19 protein-coding genes and 1 pseudogene are annotated in these 19,095 nt (G+C 64.0%); 11 read left to right on the top strand and 9 right to left on the bottom strand.

Annotated elements, in window-relative coordinates; all coding sequences use genetic code 11:
• Positions 1-65: 65 nt before the first annotated feature.
• The 6 genes from K7W03_RS10315 (at position 66) to K7W03_RS10340 (ending at position 5,432) form a co-directional block, all read left to right on the top strand.
• Entirely contained in the window at positions 66-488 is a 423-nt protein-coding gene (locus K7W03_RS10315) for a Fur family transcriptional regulator (protein WP_025549184.1), read from the top strand.
• Between the two features lie 6 nt (positions 489-494).
• Entirely contained in the window at positions 495-1,253 is a 759-nt protein-coding gene (locus K7W03_RS10320) for a lysophospholipid acyltransferase family protein (RefSeq protein ID WP_222886248.1), read from the top strand.
• A gap of 9 nt (positions 1,254-1,262) precedes the next feature.
• Entirely contained in the window at positions 1,263-2,612 is a 1,350-nt protein-coding gene (gene miaB / locus K7W03_RS10325; RefSeq protein ID WP_222886249.1) for a tRNA (N6-isopentenyl adenosine(37)-C2)-methylthiotransferase MiaB, read from the top strand.
• A gap of 122 nt (positions 2,613-2,734) precedes the next feature.
• A complete protein-coding gene (locus K7W03_RS10330; protein ID WP_025549180.1) occupies positions 2,735-3,739 on the top strand; it encodes a PhoH family protein in 1,005 nt (334 codons plus the stop codon).
• Between the two features lie 141 nt (positions 3,740-3,880).
• Positions 3,881-4,381, top strand: a complete 501-nt coding sequence (gene ybeY / locus K7W03_RS10335; RefSeq protein WP_025549179.1) for an rRNA maturation RNase YbeY — start codon at positions 3,881-3,883, stop codon at positions 4,379-4,381.
• Between the two features lie 103 nt (positions 4,382-4,484).
• Positions 4,485-5,432: a hemolysin family protein gene (locus tag K7W03_RS10340; RefSeq protein ID WP_025549178.1), complete on the top strand. Its 948-nt coding sequence runs from the start codon at positions 4,485-4,487 to the stop codon at positions 5,430-5,432.
• Between the two features lie 73 nt (positions 5,433-5,505).
• Here the strand turns inward: K7W03_RS10340 and K7W03_RS10345 are convergent, their stop codons facing one another.
• Positions 5,506-5,880: a hypothetical protein gene (locus K7W03_RS10345; RefSeq protein WP_025549176.1), complete on the bottom strand. Its 375-nt coding sequence runs from the start codon at positions 5,878-5,880 to the stop codon at positions 5,506-5,508.
• 390 nt (positions 5,881-6,270) lie between these two features.
• Between K7W03_RS10345 and K7W03_RS27775 the strand changes: the two genes are divergently transcribed.
• On the top strand, positions 6,271-7,758 hold the full coding sequence (locus K7W03_RS27775) for a DUF2142 domain-containing protein (protein WP_319024305.1): 1,488 nt from the start codon (positions 6,271-6,273) through the stop codon (positions 7,756-7,758).
• 51 nt (positions 7,759-7,809) lie between these two features.
• On the opposite strand, the pseudogene K7W03_RS10350 reads toward K7W03_RS27775, so the two are convergent.
• The 4 genes and pseudogenes from K7W03_RS10350 to K7W03_RS10365 form a co-directional block, all read right to left on the bottom strand.
• Positions 7,810-8,391 (bottom strand): annotated as a pseudogene (locus K7W03_RS10350) (phosphatase PAP2 family protein); the annotation flags it as partial.
• Entirely contained in the window at positions 8,348-9,745 is a 1,398-nt protein-coding gene (gene lpdA, locus K7W03_RS10355) for a dihydrolipoyl dehydrogenase (protein WP_222886251.1), read from the bottom strand. The gene lpdA and the pseudogene K7W03_RS10350, both read right to left, overlap by 44 nt.
• A gap of 10 nt (positions 9,746-9,755) precedes the next feature.
• Positions 9,756-10,160 (bottom strand): acyl-CoA thioesterase, encoded by a 405-nt coding sequence (locus K7W03_RS10360; RefSeq protein ID WP_048575700.1) that lies wholly within the window; start codon positions 10,158-10,160, stop codon positions 9,756-9,758.
• Positions 10,160-11,458 (bottom strand): pyruvate dehydrogenase complex dihydrolipoamide acetyltransferase, encoded by a 1,299-nt coding sequence (locus K7W03_RS10365; RefSeq protein WP_222886252.1) that lies wholly within the window; start codon positions 11,456-11,458, stop codon positions 10,160-10,162. The genes K7W03_RS10360 and K7W03_RS10365 overlap by 1 nt, the downstream gene beginning before the upstream one ends.
• A gap of 204 nt (positions 11,459-11,662) precedes the next feature.
• Here K7W03_RS10365 and K7W03_RS10370 point away from each other — a divergent pair, with 204 nt between their 5' ends.
• Positions 11,663-12,118, top strand: a complete 456-nt coding sequence (locus K7W03_RS10370) for a universal stress protein (protein ID WP_025549169.1) — start codon at positions 11,663-11,665, stop codon at positions 12,116-12,118.
• 214 nt (positions 12,119-12,332) lie between these two features.
• Here K7W03_RS10370 and K7W03_RS10375 read toward each other — a convergent pair whose 3' ends face one another.
• From K7W03_RS10375 to K7W03_RS10390, 4 genes are all read right to left on the bottom strand, one after another.
• The gene (locus tag K7W03_RS10375; RefSeq protein WP_061938886.1) at positions 12,333-13,103 is read right to left on the bottom strand and encodes an ABC transporter permease; all 771 of its coding nucleotides are present in this window, start codon (positions 13,101-13,103) and stop codon (positions 12,333-12,335) included.
• On the bottom strand, positions 13,100-14,032 hold the full coding sequence (locus K7W03_RS10380; protein ID WP_061938889.1) for an ABC transporter ATP-binding protein: 933 nt from the start codon (positions 14,030-14,032) through the stop codon (positions 13,100-13,102). Before K7W03_RS10380 ends, K7W03_RS10375 begins: the two co-directional genes overlap by 4 nt.
• 66 nt (positions 14,033-14,098) lie before the next feature.
• Positions 14,099-14,728 (bottom strand): class I SAM-dependent methyltransferase, encoded by a 630-nt coding sequence (locus K7W03_RS10385; RefSeq protein ID WP_025549165.1) that lies wholly within the window; start codon positions 14,726-14,728, stop codon positions 14,099-14,101.
• A 70-nt stretch (positions 14,729-14,798) separates the two neighbouring features.
• Positions 14,799-15,713, bottom strand: coding sequence for a LysR family transcriptional regulator (locus K7W03_RS10390; RefSeq protein WP_025549163.1), 915 nt, complete (start codon positions 15,711-15,713; stop codon positions 14,799-14,801).
• Positions 15,714-15,824: 111 nt separating this feature from the next.
• On the opposite strand from K7W03_RS10390, the gene K7W03_RS10395 reads away from it, so the two are divergent.
• From K7W03_RS10395 to mmsB, 3 genes are all read left to right on the top strand, one after another.
• Positions 15,825-16,967: an acyl-CoA dehydrogenase family protein gene (locus K7W03_RS10395; protein WP_222886253.1), complete on the top strand. Its 1,143-nt coding sequence runs from the start codon at positions 15,825-15,827 to the stop codon at positions 16,965-16,967.
• A gap of 28 nt (positions 16,968-16,995) precedes the next feature.
• Positions 16,996-18,054 (top strand): enoyl-CoA hydratase/isomerase family protein, encoded by a 1,059-nt coding sequence (locus K7W03_RS10400; protein WP_222886254.1) that lies wholly within the window; start codon positions 16,996-16,998, stop codon positions 18,052-18,054.
• A gap of 77 nt (positions 18,055-18,131) precedes the next feature.
• On the top strand, positions 18,132-19,016 hold the full coding sequence (mmsB, locus tag K7W03_RS10405; RefSeq protein WP_044662466.1) for a 3-hydroxyisobutyrate dehydrogenase: 885 nt from the start codon (positions 18,132-18,134) through the stop codon (positions 19,014-19,016).
• Positions 19,017-19,095: the final 79 nt, after the last annotated feature.

Consider the following 19,095-nt stretch of genomic DNA (forward strand, 5'->3'; position numbering starts at 1 on the left):
ATACTAGGACGAAAGCCGCTAGGCTCTTTTCCGAACTTACGCACATTCCAGCCAAGTGAGCCTGCATGAACCGCAAGATCGACGTCGAAGCCCTTTGCCATGAAAAGGGCCTGCGCATCACCGAACAGCGCCGCGTCATCGCCCAGGTGCTGAGCGACGCCACGGATCACCCGGATGTGGAGGAACTGCACAGGCGCTCCGCTGCCATCGATCCGGGCATTTCCATCGCCACCGTGTACCGCACGGTCCGCCTCTTCGAGGAGGCGGGCATATTGGATCGTCACGATTTCGGTGACGGCCGCGCCCGATATGAGGCGGCGCCCGAATCCCATCACGACCATCTGATCGATGTCGAGACGGGCAATGTCATCGAATTCGTCGATCCCGAACTGGAGCAGCTTCAGAAGCAGATCGCGGAAAAGCTTGGCTTCCGCCTGGTCGACCACCGGATGGAACTTTACGGCGTCGCGCTCGACCGCAAGAGCTGAGACAGCTTGGCCGCACTTCGCCGCTTCATGCGCCTGACGGCTTTGGCCGCCAGCCTGCTGCTCTGCCTCATCCCGCATCTGCTCTGGCGCGCGGCCCGGCGCCGTTCGCCCTGGCCGCCGCGTTTTCTGGCGCTGGCGGCGCGTTCCGTCGGCGCCCGGGTGCGGATCGATGGCCATCCCTTTCAAGGGGACAGCTTCATCATCGCCAATCATGTCAGTTGGGTGGACATATTGGCGCTGGGCGGTGCGACGGGTGCGGCCTTCGTCGCGCATGACGGCATTGCGCGCTGGCCCGTCATCGGCTGGCTGGCCGCGCAGAACAACACGCTCTTCGTCGCCCGCGAGCGCCGCGGCGCGCTCTCTTCGCAACTCGACGCCTTGCGCGCCGCGCTGGCGGGGCATCAGCCGGTGGCGCTTTTCCCGGAGGGCACCACCAGCGACGGCACCGGCCTCCTGCCGTTCAAGCCATCCCTGCTCTCGGTCCTGCTGCCTCCTCCGCGCTCGGTGCGGATTCAGCCTGTCCATATCGACTATGGTCCGGCCACCGCCGAAATCAGCTGGCACAGTGACGAGCCGGCGTGTGCGAACGTCAGGAGGTTGCTGGAACGCAAGGGCAGGCTGGAGGTCACCCTGCGCTTTCTGGAGCCGTTCGATCCGGCAATCTGCCCTGATCGCAAGGCCTTGGCCGCGACGGCCCGCGAAAGAATAGCCGCGAGCATCGCCGCGCACCTGCCGCCTTTTACTTGCGGCGCACCCCTTGTATAGCTGGACCGCATGAATCGGTACGACGCCCAAAAGACTCCAGCGACCTTCCACGTCAAATCCTTCGGCTGCCAGATGAACGTCTATGATGGCGAGCGCATGGCCGAAATGCTGGGCGAGCGCGGCATGACCGCCGCGGCCGACGGCGCCGAGGCGGATCTGGTCATCCTCAACACCTGCCACATCCGCGAAAAGGCGGTGGACAAGGTCTATTCCGACATCGGCCGCATGACCCGCGAGGACGGCAGCCGCCCGATGATCGCGGTCGCCGGCTGCGTGGCCCAGGCGGAGGGCGGCGAAATCCAGCGGCGCGCCCGCAATGTCGACATCGTCGTCGGCCCACAGGCCTATCACCGCCTGCCCGACCTGATCGACAAGGCGGGCCGTGGCGAACAGGCCGTCGACACGGACATGCCGCTGGCGTCGAAATTCGGCGCCCTTCCCGCGCGCACGAAGCAGGTGCGCCCCACCGCCTTCCTGACGATCATGGAAGGCTGCGACAAATTCTGCACCTATTGCGTGGTCCCCTATACACGCGGCGCGGAAATCAGCCGCAGTTGGTCCGCGATCCTGGACGAGGCGAAGGCGCTGGTCGACGGCGGCGTGCGGGAGATCACCCTGCTCGGCCAGAACGTCAATGCCTGGACCGGCGAGGATGACAGGGGCCGGACGCAGGGCATGGACCGGCTGGTCCGCGAACTGGCGAAGATCGACGCCCTCAAGCGCATCCGCTACACCACCAGCCATCCCAACGACATGAGCGACGGGCTGATCGCGGCCCATGGCGACGAACCCAAGCTGATGCCCTTCCTCCACCTGCCGGTGCAGTCGGGGAACGACCGTGTGCTGAAGGCGATGAACCGCAGCCATGACGCCGACAGCTATCTGCGCATCATCGAACGCGTGCGCGAAGCCCGGCCGGACATCGCGCTCTCCGGCGACTTCATCGTGGGCTTCCCCGGTGAGACCGACGCCGAGTTCGAGGATACGCTGAAGATCGTGGAGCAGGTCCGCTACGCCCAATGCTACAGCTTCAAATATAGTTCGCGCCCCGGCACGCCCGCCGCCGACATGGACGGACAGATCCCCGCGGAGGTCATGGACGAACGGCTCGCCCGCCTGCAGGCGCTGATCAACCGCCATCAGGTGGAATTCAACGCGGCCACCGTCGGCCGCCGCACCGGCATCCTGCTGGAGCGCAAGGGCCGCCATCCCGGCCAGCTCATCGGCAAGACGCCCTGGCTTCAGTCCGTCCACGTCACCGCGCCGGAACTTTCGATCGGGGACATGGTAGAAGTCGATATCATCAGCGCCGGCCCGAACAGTCTGGCCGGACAACCCAGCAGGAGGAAGGCCGCTTGAACCTAATCACAGTCGTTCCCGTGGCAACGGGAACCCATCTCCAGCCCTGTCCACCAGGCTCAAACGACAGGAGATGGATACTCGCCCGCGCGAGTATGACTGACGAACAGGGAGGCTGCTGAATGTCCAAGAAACCCAATCATAACCACCGCACCGAGGTCGCAGAACGCGCCCGGCTGGAAGTCACTTTCGACCGTCCGCACCTGCTGGGCGCGCTGTTCGGCCAATATGACCAGAATCTGGTGGCCATCGAAAACCGCCTGGGCGTCTATATCGCGGCGCGCGGCAACAAGCTCCAGATCGAGGGGGACGCCGAGGCGGCCGCCCGCGCGCGCGATGTCATGACAGGCCTCTACAACCGTATCGTCGCCGGCCAGGAAATCGATGCCGGCGCGGTGGAAGCGGTGATCGCCATGTCCGCGGAACCCACGCTGGACGGCATCATCCGCCATGACGTGGCCGAACCGCCCAAGGTCATGATCCGCACGCGCAAGAAGACCATCGTCCCGCGTTCCGCGACGCAGGTGACCTATATGGAGGCGCTCACCCGCAACGACATCATCTTCGCGCTGGGCCCGGCGGGCACCGGCAAGACCTACCTCGCCGTCGCGCAGGCCGTGAGCCAGCTCATCACCGGCAGCGTCGACCGCCTGATCCTCTCCCGCCCCGCCGTGGAAGCGGGCGAGCGCCTTGGCTTCCTGCCCGGCGACATGAAGGAGAAGGTCGACCCCTATCTCCGCCCGATCTACGACGCGCTCTACGACACGCTCCCCGCAGAGCAGGTCGAACGCCGCATCGCGTCGGGGGAGATCGAGATCGCCCCCCTCGCCTTCATGCGCGGTCGCACCCTGTCCAACGCGTTCATCGTGCTGGACGAAGCGCAGAACACCACCGTCGCCCAGATGAAGATGTTCCTGACCCGCTTCGGTGAAGGCAGCCGCATGGTCATCTGTGGCGACCCGCGTCAGGTGGACCTGCCGCAGCCGGGCATTTCCGGTCTGGCGGACGCCGTCGCGCGGCTGGAGGGGGTGGAGGGCATTTCCGTCGTGCCCTTCGGCATCAGCGACGTGGTGCGTCACCCGGTCGTGGGCCGCATCGTCCAGGCTTATGAGGGCCCGGATGCCTGAGATGCACGCCCGGGACCCCTGCCATTTCGAGCCCTTCGAACGCCTGCCAAGGCAGGCGTCCGGGACAGCCCAGGGTAGAGGAACGACATTTCGACCTTCACCATGTCTCGACTACCCCCGGCGCGAACGGAAACCGTCATAATGATTGAAGTCGCCGTTCTCCACGAGCAGGGCTGGCCCGATACCGACTGGGAATTGCTGGCCCAGCGGGCCGTCGTCGCGGCCATCACGCACAGCCCCTATGCCGCGTTCGCCGCGGACGAAGCCTTGTACGAGGTCGCGGTCAAACTCACCACCGACGAGGAGGTCCACCAGCTCAACCGCGCCTATCGGGACAAGGACAGGCCGACCAACGTCCTGTCCTTCCCGATGGTGCAGTCGGACCTGCTGGAAACCACCGCCAACACCGACGATGGCGAGGTGCTGTTGGGCGACATCGTGCTGGCGGAGGGGGTCTGCGCCAGCGAGGCTGCGGAAAAGGGCATCTCCATAGCCGATCATGCCACGCATCTGATCGTCCATGGGACTTTTCATTTGCTGGGATATGATCATATGGAGGACGCCGAGGCCGAAGCGATGGAAGCGCTGGAGACGCAGTCGCTGATCAGCCTGGGCATTTCCGATCCCTATGGGGATCGATAATATTTTGTGGCATCGCTTTTAGCGGAAAGCCGGCGCCCACCGTCAAACGGGTTCAGGACAGGCTTTCTCGGGCAATGCCGTGAACAGGGAAACGGGAACTACGATGGCGGAAGGCAGTCCCAAGGACGGCAACGGTTCGAAGGAATCGGACAGTAGCAGCCACGAGGGCGGTTTATGGAGCGGCCTGAAGTCGCTGCTCTTCGGAGATGAGGAAAGCCACAGCCTCCGGCGCGAGCTGGAGGATGCGCTCGACGAATATGATGAGGAGGAGCAGGAGGAAGGCGCGGCGCCCCCTGCCAAGGGCGACCTGTCCGCCATCGAACGCCAGATGGTCCGCAACCTGCTGCACTTTTCCGAACATACGGTCGATGACGTGGCGGTCCCTCGCGCGGACATCATCGCCATAGAGGAAAAGGCCAGCTTTGCCGATCTGGCCGCCCTGTTCGCGGAGGCGGGACACAGCCGCATCCCCGTCTATCGCGAAAATCTGGACACTATCGTCGGCATGATCCACATCCGCGACGCCTTCGCCATATTGGCGGGCAAGGCGCCGGTGCCCGATACGCTGGAACCGCTGATCCGCCAGCCGCTCTATGTTCCCGAAAGCATGGGGGCGCTGGACCTGCTCGCGGAAATGCGCGCCAAGCGCACCCATCTCGCCATCGTGCTCGACGAATATTCGGGTACGGAAGGGCTGCTCACCTTCGAGGATCTGGTCGAGGAAATCGTCGGAGAGGTGGAGGACGAGCATGACGAGGAACCGGAAGCGATGCTGGTTCCGCTGGATGGCGGCCTTTGGGAAGCCGACGCCCGCGCCGAACTGGAGGATGTGGCGAAGGAAATCGACGAAAAGCTGGCGGACATAGAGGAAGATGTCGACACGCTGGGCGGCCTGGCCTTCGTGATCGCGGGCCGCGTTCCCGAGCCCGGCGAGATCGTCGAACATGCGCAAAGCGGCTGGAAACTGGAAATCCTGGACAGCGACGGACGCCGCGTCAGCCGTCTGCGCCTTCACCCTCCAGCGGAACGGGAAATTGAGGAAGAGGGCTGATTTTGCTTTGAGTTGGGTTGAAGCGGTAGGAATCGGACCTGAGCAAGTGATGCGAAGGTCTCAGGATGGCCCGCTATAGCCCAGCCACCGCTGCTTCATCCTCCAGCAGCCACTCCAGTGCCGGCTCAGCCCATGGAAATATCCGCAGATAGGATTGGGTCATCACCCGGCGCACCTGCATGCTTGCAATGGCGCTGGGGGTGACGATGGCGATCCGCCTCGCCTTGGGAAAATCGCCGAGATGGCGACCGAAGGATGCAACCGCATCCTGTGTCTGGACAGCGCTGTCGGTCATGTCCATGCGCAGCAGATAGCCCGGCTGGAACCCCTGCTCAACGAACTGGCGCTTCAATATGCGCGCATATTCCGCAATCGCCCCATCGGTGAAGATACCGCGCCATCGGATGTCGAGCAGGTTCAGATCATGCCGGAAATCAATGATATACATGGGGTTCTCCGCTAGGCTCAGGACCCGTTACTGGCGGGGTCGAGGCGTCGAAATGCGCGCCGCGAAGGCTCATTGCCTTTGCCAGCGTATTTCGGTTCGAGATGGAAACCATTTCGGCGTCCCGCAGAAATTTGACCGAAATGACCCCAGTACTGCGTCGGCAAGGCTGGAAATATCGACATATTCCTGCGCCTTGCCTTCTGGCCCTGAGCCATTTTGCCTCAAACCTCGACCCAGCCAGCATTGGGTCCCGAGCCTGACCACACTGGCGCGAAAATATTACGGAAGACTTACGCGATCCCCCACCCAATATGTTGATGCAGATCAGAAATAGGCGCGAAATATTAAGAGCTTGCCGCTAGGTCATCATGCCCAGACAGGGGGCGATCGATGCGACAGGAAAGACGGACATCCGGCCGGGCGAATCCGCCGACGGCGGGCTATATGCCATGGACCAGCCTGGAAAAGCGGCTCTACGCCCTGATCTGCATCGCAACCCTCTTCTTTGCCTGCGTCACGCCGCCCTTTCAGGCTCCCGACGAGAATCAGCATTTTATGAAGGCGCTCCTCCTTTCCGAAGGCGGCATGCTGACCAAGCAGCGGGGCGCGATGATCGGCGCGGAGCTTCCCCGCGCCGCCATCGACCTGCACGACGCCCATTTCCCGACGCGCGCATCACCCGATGCCCGCCTGTTCCGGCCGTCCATGCTGATGATCGCGTGGGATGCCGGGAAATCCCGTGCCGATGAGCGGCGCTTTGCCGATTTCCCCAATGTGGCGAACTATGCGCCCACCCTCTATTTGCCCGGAGCGACCGGTCTGGCGATCGGCAAGAGCCTGGGCCTGCCGCATCTGGGAGCTTTCTACAGTGGCCGGATCGTCAACGCCCTGTTCGCACTGGCCATGCTGGCCGCGGCGCTCGGCCTTGTTCCCTTCGGCCGCAATGCCCTGCTCGCCACGGCGCTGCTGCCGACCTTCTGCTATCAAAATGCCTCGCTCTCCCCCGATGCGGTCATCAACGGCATGGGCTTTCTCGGCCTTGCCTTGGCGCTGCGGGTCGGCTTCATGGGGTGGACGGCGAAACGCGGCCTGGCGCTCTACCTGACCGCTCCCGTGCTGGCGCTTGCCAAGGGCGTCTATCTGCCGTTGATGGCGGCCGGATTGCGCTGGCCGGAAAGCCGCCGCGATCTTCGACCCCTGCCGCTCCTTGCCGCAATGGTCATCGGCGCTTTCGCCTTCCTTCTGTGGATGAAGCTCTCCGGCGGCACCCAGGCGCTCTACCATATCGTGTCGCGCAAGACGGGCGAGACGGTCGTGACCGCGCCTCTCGGTCAGCAATTGGCGGTTATCCTGCGCGATCCGCTTGCCTATCTCCATATCCTTGTCACCAGCGTCACCGAACGCACGCCGGTCTATGCGCTCCAGATCGTGGGCCGTTTCGGCTGGAATGCGATTTTGCTGCCTCTTCTCGCCTATCCGCTGGCGCTGGCAATGCTCGGCGCGGCGATTGGCAGCGGATCGGCCATGCGCGTCTCATGGGGGCAAAGGCTCTGGTGGCTCGCCATCGCGGCCGGGGTGGCGCTGCTGATCGAAACCGCCATGTATCTGACGGGCACGCCGCTTAGCGCCGACTATATCCAGGGGACGCAGGGTCGCTATTTCCTGCCCGTTCTGCCACTCGCATTGCTCGCCCTTATGCCGGCGGCCCCGCTGCGCGGCGCGCGGCCCCTGTTCGCCGGATCGGCCCTGCTGCTACTCGCCATTGCCGCCGCCACGGTTTTCGACAGCTTCTGGGTCCATGGCTTCGTCACCGCCGACGGCATGCCCCCGCACCATGACCCCATCCGCCGACTTTTCCTGCCCTCTCCGCGCTGGTAGCCAGGCACCGCACAGCGCCAGCCAGCCCAGTCCTTCGATCCAACCCGCCAGCACGTCGCTTGGCCAATGCACGCTCAGCCAGACCCGGCTGATCCCGATCAGCGCAATCGCCAGTCCCATGGCGACATAGGCGGAGCGCCGCCCGCCCAGCATGGCCAGGGCCCCGAAGAAGACCATGTTTCCCGCCGCATGGCCGCTTGGAAAACTATAGCTGTTCACCAGGTCAAGATGCGGCAACAGATCGGGCCGGGGCGCGGCAAATATCTGCTTGAGCGCCAGGTTGAGCAATGTCCCGCCGAACGCCACCCAGAACAGCCAGAGGGCACGCGCACGCGCCATCCGCCAAAGCGCGACGAAGCAGGCGCCCAGCAGCGCGAAGCGCCCGGCCGTTCCGCCCACGGCCGACGCCAGTTGCATGATCCAGGTGACGATGGTTCCGGTGCCGCTGTCCCGCGCGCGCCCCGCCATTCCCATCAACCCGGCATTCAGCCCATCCAGCCATCCCTGCCGCTGGACCAGCGCAATCCCCAGGACGCAAAAAAGCGCGAGGACAAACGCCCCCGCGCCTTTAGCCACGGCTTTGCGCCGATCAGATATGGAGTGCGCGCCCATAAGCGGCGAGCACGCTTTCATGCATCGATTCCGAGATGGTCGGATGCGGGAAGACGGTGTGCATCAGTTCCGCCTCGGTCGTCTCCAGCGTCTTGCCGATGGTATAGCCCTGGATCATCTCGGTCACTTCCGCACCGACCATATGCGCGCCAAGCAACTCGCCGGTCTTGGCATCGAACACCGTCTTGGTGAAGCCTTCCGCCTCGCCCAGCGCGATGGCCTTGCCATTGCCGATGAAGGGGAACATGCCGACCTTCACCTCATAGCCGGCTTCCTTCGCCTTGGCTTCAGTCAGGCCAACGGAGGCGATCTGCGGATGGCAATAGGTGCAGCCCGGAATATTGCGCGGGTCCATGGCATGGGGATGCTTGCCGGCAATGGCTTCCGCCGCGATCACGCCCTCATGGCTCGCCTTGTGCGCCAGCCACGGCGGGGCAGTGATGTCACCGATCGCCCAGAGGCCGTCGACATTGGTGCGGCACATCGCGTCGGTCTTCAGGAAACCGCGCTCGTCCATGGCGACGCCCAGTTCCTTGAGGCCGATATTCTCCGTATTGGGGACGATGCCGATGGCGACGATCATGTGGCTGAATTCGGCGGCGCTCTCCTTGCCCGCCTTGTCTTTCAGCTTCGCCTTGATGCCATTGGCGCCGACCTGGATGTCGCTGACGCCGGCACCGGTCAGGATGGTCATGCTCTGCTTCTTCAGCGCCTTTTCGAGAAAGGCGGAAACATCCGCATCCTCGACCGGCACGATGCGGTCCATCATCTCGACCACGGTCACGTCGGCGCCCATGTCATTGTAGAAGCTGGCGAACTCGATGCCGATCGCGCCCGATCCGATGACCAGCAGCTTGCCCGGCATTTCCGGCGGGGTCATGGCGTGGCGATAGGTCCAGACGCGCTTGCCGTCGGCCGGGCTGCCCGGCAGGTCGCGCGCCCGCGCACCGGTGGCGACGATGATGTTCTTCGCCGTCAGTTCCTCCGTCTTGCCGTCCCTGGTGACGCTGAGCCTGCCCTTCCCGGTCAGCTTGCCCTCGCCCATATGGACGGCGATCTTGTTCTTCTTCATCAGGTGCGTGACGCCCTGGTTCAGTTGCTTGGCGACGCCGCGCGAACGCTTCACCACCGCCGCGATGTCGGCGCTGATCTTCTCGGCCGCCAGTCCATAGTCCCCGGCATGCTGCATATAATGGTAGATTTCAGCGGAACGCAGGAGCGCCTTGGTCGGGATGCAGCCCCAGTTGAGGCAGATGCCGCCCAGATTCTCCCGCTCGACAATGGCGGTCTTCAGGCCCAGTTGGGCGGCGCGGATCGCGGCCACATAGCCGCCGGGGCCGGAGCCCAGAACGATGAGGTCGTAATTCTCAGCCATATCGGTCTCTCTAGTCTTGGTCCGCCAAGGGCGGCACGGAACGGGGCTGGCGATCCTCACCGATCGCCACGAATGTGAAGGTCGCGCGGGTGACGCGATAGCTGCGGTCGTCGTGCCGGGCACGGCGCCATGCTTCCACGTCGATCTTCATGGACGTGCGCCCGACCGATTTCAGCGTTGCAAACACCGACACCTCATCGCCCACAACGACCGGGCGCAGGAAAGTCATGCCCTCCACCGCGATGGTCACGGCACGGCCATGGCTGTGTCTGGCGGCGACGGAACCCGCCGCGGAATCCATCAGGCTCATCAACCAGCCGCCGAAAATATCCCCATAGGGATTGGTGTCGGCGGGCATCGCGATGACGCGCACCGCCGGGTGGTCTGCCGGCGGCTGCTCGTCCAGCCGGCTCATCAGGCCAGCAAGCCGATCGGATTTTCGACCAGCTCCCTGAAGACCTGCATCAGGCGGGCGCCGTCCGCGCCGTCAATGGCGCGATGGTCGAAGCTGCCGGTGGCCGACATCACGGTCGCGATCTGGAGGGCGTCGTCGATGACATAGGGCCGCTTCTCGCCCGCGCCGATAGCCATGATCATGCCCTGCGGCGGGTTGATGACGGCCTCGAACTGCTTGATGCCGAACATGCCCATGTTGGAGAGCGAGGCGGTGCCGCCCTGATACTCCTCCGGCTTCAGCTTGCCGTCCTTGGCGCGGCTGGCGAGGTCCTTCATCGCGGTCGAGATGGCGGCGACGCCCTTGCTGTCCGCTTCGGTCACGATCGGCGTGATCAGCCCGCCGGGAATCGACACGGCGACCGAAATGTCGGCGCGCTGGAATTTCAGCATCTGGTCGCCGGCGAACTGCACATTGCATTCCGGCACCTGGACCAGCGCGACGCCCAGCGCCTTGATCAGCAGGTCATTCACCGACAGCTTGACGCCCCGCGAAGCAAGGCCGGCATTGAGTTCTCCGCGCAGCTTCAACAGCTTGTCGAGCCGAACGTCCACGGTCAGGTAGATATGGGGCACCTGCTGCTTGGATTCGGTCAGGCGGCGCGCGATCGTCTTGCGCATGCCGCTGAGCTTGATGACCTCATGCGGGATGCCAAAGTCCTGCGCTGCAGCCGGAGCGGCGACGGGTGCGGCCGCAGGCGCGGAGGCAGGCGCCGGAGCAGCGGCCTTGGCGGCCGGCGTCGCACCGTCGAGGTCCGCTTTCACGATGCGGCCATTGGGGCCGGAACCGGTGACGGCGGCAAGATCGAGCCCCTTCGCCTCGGCCAGACGGCGAGCGAGCGGGCTGGCCTTCACCCTGCCATCGGTCCCCTGGGCCGGCGCCGGATCAGCCTTGGCGGCAGGTGCGGGCGCTTTGGCGGGAACAGGGTCAGCCTTGGGCGCAGGACTCTCTGCACTCTCTGCGGGAGCAGCCGCCTTGGGCGCGGCATTTCCAGCAGCGGCCTGCGATACATCCTCGCCCTCCTCCGCGATGATGGCGATGACCGTGCCCACCTTCACGCCCTCCGCCCCTTCGGCCACCAGTATCTTGGCCACTATGCCTTCATCGACGGCTTCGAATTCCATCGTCGCCTTGTCGGTCTCGATCTCTGCGAGCAGGTCGCCGGAGGAGACGGCGTCGCCCTCCTTCACCAGCCACTTTGCCAGCGTCCCTTCTTCCATGGTCGGGGAAAGGGCCGGCATCTGGATCGTCTTGCTCATGGGTGGAAGGCCTCTCATCTTTATCGGGCATGGGGCAATGAAGTTCGTTTCGGCGCTTTGGCCGGAACGGTCAAGGCCAAGCCTTGCGCACCCGCCGATAATCGGCCACATTTCACCACTCTGGTTCACGGCTAACCATATGGGTTCAGCCGGCGCCTGTGACGATGAAGACCAAAAGGTCGTTACCCTGTAAGGACGCGGCAGATGCGGACATATCTGGTTGTCGTGGACGAATCGCCGGAGGCGGAGACGGCGCTTCGTTTCGCTGCGCGGCGCGCCGCCAAGACGGCGGGCGCGATCCGTATCCTGGCCCTCATCCCTCCCGCCGAGTTCGTCCAATGGGGCGGCGTGCAGGCGACGATGGAGGATGAAGCCCTGCAACGGGCCGAAGCGCTGGTGACGAGCGCGGCGGGCACGCTGACCGACGAGTCCGGCATCCGCCCCAGCATCACCGTGCGGCAGGGCGATCCGGTGACGGTCGTGCGCCACACGCTGGAGGAGATGGACGATGTCGCGGCATTGGTGCTGGGGGCCGCCGCCAGCGGGCACCCCGGCGTCCTCGTCTCGCACTTCGCGGGCGCCGACGCGGGCAAGCTGCCCTGCCCGATCATGGTCATTCCCGGCGGTCTGGATGCCGAGGCCATCGACCGGTTGAGCTAGCGCTTTTCCAAGCAGATGAAATCATCTGCTGACTCGGAAAACGCGACAAAACACAAAATCTAGAGCAGTCGAGCCGATGCAATCGGATCGGAATCTGCTCTAGGGGCATTGATCCGTGTTCCTGCGCGGACAGGAATCCGGTTCGAACGGCAGGCCCGGGCCCCTGCCTACACAGGAGCAAGGCTTGTTAAGCCGGACCCGGACGCCTTGCGCCTTATTTCTTGAGGCGATAGCCCGTCCGGAACATCCAGCCGATGATGGCAAGGCAAAGCGCCAGCATGGCCGCGACGAACAGCAGGCTGAACTCGATGCCCACATCGCCCCGCCCGAAGAAGGTCCAGCGGAAACCGGAGATCAGATAGACGATCGGGTTGAACAGCGTGATCGTCCGCCACGGCTCCGCCAGCATGTGGATCGAATAGAAGGCGCCGCCCAGAAAGGTCATCGGCATGATCAGCAGTAGCGGGATCACCTGCAACTGCTCGAAACTCTGCGCCCATATCCCCAATATGAAGCCGAACAGGCAGAAGCTGACCGCGATCAGCACCATGAAGGCGACCATCGCGAGCGGATGGGCGACATGGATGTCGACGAACAGATGCGCGGTCACGAAGATGATGGTGCCGACGATCAGGGATTTGGTCGCCGCCGCGCCGACATAGGCGATGATCGTCTCCACCGCCGATACCGGCGCCGACAGCAGTTCATAGATGGTGCCGGTGAATTTGGGCATATAGATGCCGAAGCTGGCGTTGAAGATGCTTTCGGTGAACATCGACATCATGATCAGGCCGGGCACGATGAAGGCCGCATAGGGTATCCCGTCGATCTGCGTCATGCGCGAACCGATCGCGCCGCCGAACACCACGAAATAAAGCGAGGTGGTGATCACCGGCACCAGCAGCCCGGTCAGCAGCGTGCGGCGGAAGCGATGCAGTTCGAACTTATAAATCGCCCATATGGCCCGATAATTGAACCCGCTCATGCCGCCTTCTCCCGATGGACCAGGGAAACGAAAATATCCTCCAGGCTGCTCTGCTCGGTATTGAGGTCCTTATAGCCGATGCCAAGATCGCCCAGCTTGCGCAGCAGCGACGATACGCCGGTCCGTTCCGCCTGAGTGTCGAACACATATTCGATCTCATGGCCGTCCGCCTTCAGCGCGACCTGCCATTCGCCAAGCTCCGGCGGCACGGCGGACAGCGGTTCCGCCAGCACGATGGTCAGCGTCTTCTTGCCGAGCTTCTTCATGAGGGCGGTCTTTTCCTCCACCAGCACCAGTTCGCCCCTGTTGATGACGCCGACCCGGTCGGCCATTTCCTCCGCTTCCTCGATATAATGGGTGGTGAGGATGATGGTGACGCCGGTCTGGCGCAGTTCCCCGATCAGCTTCCACATGTCCCGGCGCAGTTCGACGTCCACCCCGGCGGTCGGCTCGTCCAGGAACAGCACCCGCGGTTCGTGCGACAGCGCCTTGGCGATCATCACACGGCGCTTCATGCCGCCCGACAGCTCCAATATCTTGCTGTGGCGCTTGTCCCAGAGCGACAGGTCGCGCAGGATCTTCTCGATATAGGCGTCGTTGCGCGGCTTGCCGAACAATCCGCGAGAGAAGGTGACCGTGTCGATCACCCGTTCGAACGCATCGGTATGCAGTTCCTGCGGCACCAGGCCGATGGCGGAACGCGATCCGCGATAGTCGCGGACGATGTCATGCCCGGCGACGGTGACGCTGCCGCCCGTCGGCCGGACATTGCCGCAGATGATGGAGATCATGGTGGTCTTGCCGGCGCCATTCGGCCCAAGCAGCGCGAATATCTCGCCCTCCTCGATCTCCAGGTCGACGCCCCTGAGCGCCTGAAAACCCGAAGCATAGCTTTTGGTCAGGCCCGAAACGGTGATGATGGACGCCATGCGCGGCAGTGCCCCCTTTTTCTGAAGCGCAAAGATAGGGTGCCGCCCGCGCGGCGCAACCGCAGTCTATTCGCCCTTGCGGAAAAAGCGGAAGACCGTGGCAGGCGGGAAGTTGCGGACGGTCTGGCCAGCCCTGACCACCTCCAGGCCGAGCGCGTCAAGAATCTCCCGGCTCACGGGCGGACGCATCGAATAAGTGAACTGGATGAAGGCGCCGCCGGGCCGCAGCATGCGGAAGCTTTCGGAAAGAATATCGGCATGCATCTGCCGATCCATCGCCAGCAGGGGCAAGCCGCTGATGACCGTCTGATATTCCCCGGCCTCGCCGGCGGTTGCGGTGGAAACGATCTGCGCCGGTGTCTCCAGCACCGAAACATGGGGAAAATGACGCCGCAGCCCGCGCGCAAAGGCTGGGTTGATCTCCACCACCTCCAGCTTGTCCGGGGGAAGGCCGGTGCCCAGGATCGCTCGGGTGAAGACGCCCGTGCCGCCGCCCAGTTCGATTACCCGGCCGTCCTCCGGATCGATATGTTCGACCATCAACCGCGCGAGATAACGGCTGCTGGGCACCACGGATGCGGTCTGGCGCGGTTTCTTCACCCAGGCGGCCAGGAAATCCAGATATTCGGTCGCCCGGGTGCGAAACTCGCTGTTGGGCAGGGTCATCGCCCGGCTGCGCTTGGACTTATGCTGCATGAGCGAACTGCGACCATTTCACTGTCATGCCGACTCCCTTAGCGGCCCCGACGGGCCGCGTCGATATGGCCTAGAGGCGATTTCCCGTCGGCTGGTCGACCTCGGCGGCGCTTTTCAGGGTTTCGATACGCTCCTGCAACCATAGCGCCACGGCCGCGATGCGGGGCAGCTTCTTAAGGTCGCCATGCGTCACCAGCCAGAAACTGCGCATGATCTCCACCTCGCCGGCCATCACCGGCACCAGCGAAGGATCGCCGCCCGCGATGAAATCGGGCAGCACGCCGATCCCCGCCCCTTCCGCGATCATGCGATGCTGCATATTGATGCTGGTGGCGCGCAGACTGGCTTCCAGCCCCGCCTCCACCTCGTCCAGATAGTCGAGTTCGGGCGAGAAGATGAATTCCGGCACATAGCCGATCAGCACATGATCGCGCAGGTCGGCGGTGCCTTCGGGCACGCCCGCCTCCGCCAGATAGTGGGGCGCGGCATAAAGGTGCAGCCGGTAATCGCCCATCCGGCGAACCGACAGCCGCCCCCGCTGCGGCCGGGCCAGCATGACCGCCATGTCGGCCTCCCTCTTGGACGGATTGAGGAAACCGGATGCGGTGATGAGGTCCAGCCTGATGGCGGGATGGCGCCTCGCGAAGTCGGCAAGCCCCGGCGCCAGCACCCAGGTGCCAAAACCCTCGGCCACCGAAAGGCGCACCTGGCCGTTCAGATGATGCTCCCGCCCGGTCGCCTCCTCCATCGCGGCGAGCGCCGCGCTCTCGATGCTTTCGGCATGGCTCAGCAACGCCTGGCCATGGGCCGTCAGCGTGCGCTCCCCCGCCCCCACTTCGAACAGTTCGGGCCCCAGCGCCTTCTCCAGCCGGGCAAGCCGCCGCGCTATGGTCGTTGCATCGATCCCCAGGGCTCGCGCGGCGGGCGCGATCTTTCGCGTGCGCGCCACCGCCAGAAAGACCCTGAGATCGTCCCAATCGAACATTCATCACTCGCCAAATCTGCAAAATCGCTGCAATGCTATGCAGAACTGCGTTGTTGCGTGCAATTCCGCATCGTATCTAGAAGCAACCCAAAGCGAACGTCAGGAGAGTTTGTGAGCCAGTTCGATCTCACCGAGGACCAGTTGGCCATTCAGGAGATGGCGCGCCGGTTCACCGCCGATGCAATCACCCCTTTTGCGGCGGAGTGGGACGAAAAGCATATCTTCCCCCGCGACACCATCCGCGCCGCGGCGGAACTGGGCTTCGGCGGCATCTATGTGTCGGAGGAATCGGGCGGCATCGGCCTTGGGCGGCTGGAGGCGGCGCTGATCATGGAGGCGATGGCCTATGGCTGTCCGTCGACCAGCGCGTTCATCTCGATCCACAATATGGCCGCCTGGATGATCGACCGGTTCGGATCGCAGGCCGTGAAGGACAAATATCTGCCCTCCATGGTGCCGATGGAGCGGATCGGCAGCTATTGCCTGACCGAAGCGGGATCTGGGTCCGACGCGGCGGCGCTCAAGACGCGGGCGATCAGGCAAGGCGATCATTATGTCGTCACCGGCTCCAAGCAGTTCATCTCCGGCGGCGGGGAGAATGAAATCTATGTCGTCATGGTCCGTACCGGCGACGACGGGCCGAAGGGCATATCCTGCCTCGTCATCGAGAAGGACATGCCCGGCGTCAGCTTCGGCGCGCAGGAACGCAAGCTCGGCTGGCATTCGCAGCCGACGGCTCAGGTCAATTTCGACGGCGTGCGGGTGCCGGTCGAGAATCTGGTCGGCGCCGAGGGCGAAGGCTTTCGCATCGCGATGATGGGGCTGGACGGCGGGCGGCTCAACATCGGCGCCTGCTCGCTGGGCGGAGCGCAGCGCTGCATCGACGAAGCGCTCACTTACACCAAGGATCGCAAGCAGTTCGGGCAGAGCATCGCGGATTTCCAGAACACGCAGTTCACGCTGGCGGATATGGAGACAGAGCTTCAGGCCGCCCGTACGCTGCTCTATGCGGCGGCGGTCAAGGTGACGGAGAATGCGCCGGACAAGACGCGCTTCGCCGCCATGGCCAAGCGGCTGGCGACCGACACCGGATCCTCGGTGGTCGACCGGGCGCTGCAGCTGCATGGCGGCTATGGCTATCTGATGGACTATCCGATCGAGCGCTTCTGGCGCGATCTGCGTGTGCATTCGATCCTGGAAGGCACCAATCAGGTGATGCGCATGATCATCGCCCGCGACATGCTGCGGTCCTAAGCCCGAGAGAGAATGCGCAGGAGATTTTATGACCGATCAGGTGCTGATTTCCGTCGACAATGGCGTGGGGCGGATAAGGCTGAACCGGCCCAAGGCGATCCATGCGCTGACCACCGAAATGTGCGGCGCGATCATTGATGCGCTGCTGGCCTGGCGGGAGGATGAGAGCGTCGTTGCGGTGATGCTGGATCATGCCGAAGGGCGCGGTTTCTGCGCGGGCGGGGACATCGCCATGATCGCCGACAGCGCCAGGGGCGACTGTTCGGAGGCGGAGCAATTCTTCTTCACCGAATATCGGATGAACCATCTGCTGTTCGTCTATGCAAAGCCAATTATTGCCTTCATCGATGGCATCGTCATGGGCGGGGGCGTGGGGATTTCCGATCCGGCGCGCTATCGCGTGGCGACAGAGCGGACCACATATGCCATGCCGGAGACGGGCATTGGGCTGTTTCCCGATGTGGGCGGCGGCTGGTTCCTGCCGCGCATGCCGGGGCGAACCGGAGCATGGCTGGCGACGACGGGGGCGCGGATCAAGGGCGCGGATTGCGCCGCCATCGGCATCGCGACCCATTATATGGCGTCGGACAAGCTGGATGCCGTCAAGGCGCGGATCATTGCCGATCCCGACGGATTGGCGGAAATACTGGACGAAATGGCCGATACGCCGCCGCCATCGGCCTGGCAGGCGCATCGGGAGGAGATCGACCGGCTGTTCGCTTCGGACCGCTTCGAGGATATTCTGGCTGCATTGGAAGCCGACGGATCGGACTGGGCGCGCGAGCAACTGGCGACGCTCGCCACCAAATCGCCGCAGACGATCAAGGTGGCGCTGCGCCAGATGGTCGAGGGCGCTGCCTTCACCGATTTTGCCGACAATATGCGCAACGAATATCGCATCGGCCATCATGTCATCCGCCGTCCCGATTTCGTGGAGGGCGTGCGCGCGGTGATCTTCGACAAGGACAATGCGCCGCGATGGAATCCCGCGCGGCCGGAGGATGTGACGGACGAGCTGGTGGACAGCCTGTTCGCGCCCTTGCCGCCGGAAAGGGAATGGACGCCGCTGCCCGAACTGCGCGGCTGAACATGCTTTGTTTTCCGTGATTTCCAAGCCGTCAGATGGTCTATCTGACATGAAATCGCTCTAGAGGAGTGCCTGAAATGAGCCAGACCATCGCCTTCATCGGCCTGGGCAATATGGGCGGTGGGATGGCCGCAAATCTGCTGAAGAACGGCTTTGCCGTGCGGGCCTTCGACCTTTCGGAAGAGGCGCTGGCCAAGGCGGCCGAAGCGGGCGCCGTGCGCTGCGCCAGCGCGGCGGAAGCGGTCTCAGGCGCCGATGCGGTGGTCACGATGCTGCCAGCGGGAAAGCATGTGGAAGCCGTCTATACGGGCGAGGTCTTCGGGGCGGCCAAGGCGGATGCGCTGTTCCTCGACTGTTCGACCATTGACGTCGCGACGGCGCGCCGGGTGGAGGAAGCCGCTGCGGGCAAGGGCTTCGAGATGGTCGATGCACCCGTTTCAGGCGGCATCGCGGCGGCCAATGGCGGTACGCTGACCTTCATGGTCGGCGGCTCGGACCAGGCTTTCGGCCGGGCCAGGCCGATCCTGTCGGCCATGGGCAAGGCGGTGATCCATGCCGGCGGCGCGGGCAATGGTCAGGCCGCCAAGATCTGCAACAACATGCTGCTGGGCGCGACCATGGTGGCGACCTGCGAGACCTTCGCCATGGCGAAGAAGCTGGGCCTCGACCCGCAGACCTTCTACGATATTTCCAGCGTATCGTCGGGGCAAAGCTGGTCCATGACCAGCTATTGCCCGGTGCCGGGCGTCGGGCCGCAAAGCCCGTCGGACAATGGCTATCAGGGCGGTTTCGCCGTGGGGCTGATGCTGAAGGATTTGAAGCTGGCGACGGAAGCCGCCGCTTCGGTCGGAGCGAGCGTGCCGATGGGAAATGCGGCGGAGTCGCTTTACCAGCTGCTCGCCAATCAGGGTGAAGCGGGGCGCGACTTTTCGCTGATGATCGAGATGTTGGAGGGGAAGTAAGGGGTTTCCATCTCCAAGCGTCTCGTAAATGGGTGGGAAGCTGCCATCAAGCCCCTCCCCTTCAGGGGAGGGGTTGGGG

The organism is Sphingobium sp. PNB (genome assembly GCF_019873065.1).
GTDB classification, from domain to species: domain Bacteria; phylum Pseudomonadota; class Alphaproteobacteria; order Sphingomonadales; family Sphingomonadaceae; genus Sphingobium; species Sphingobium fuliginis.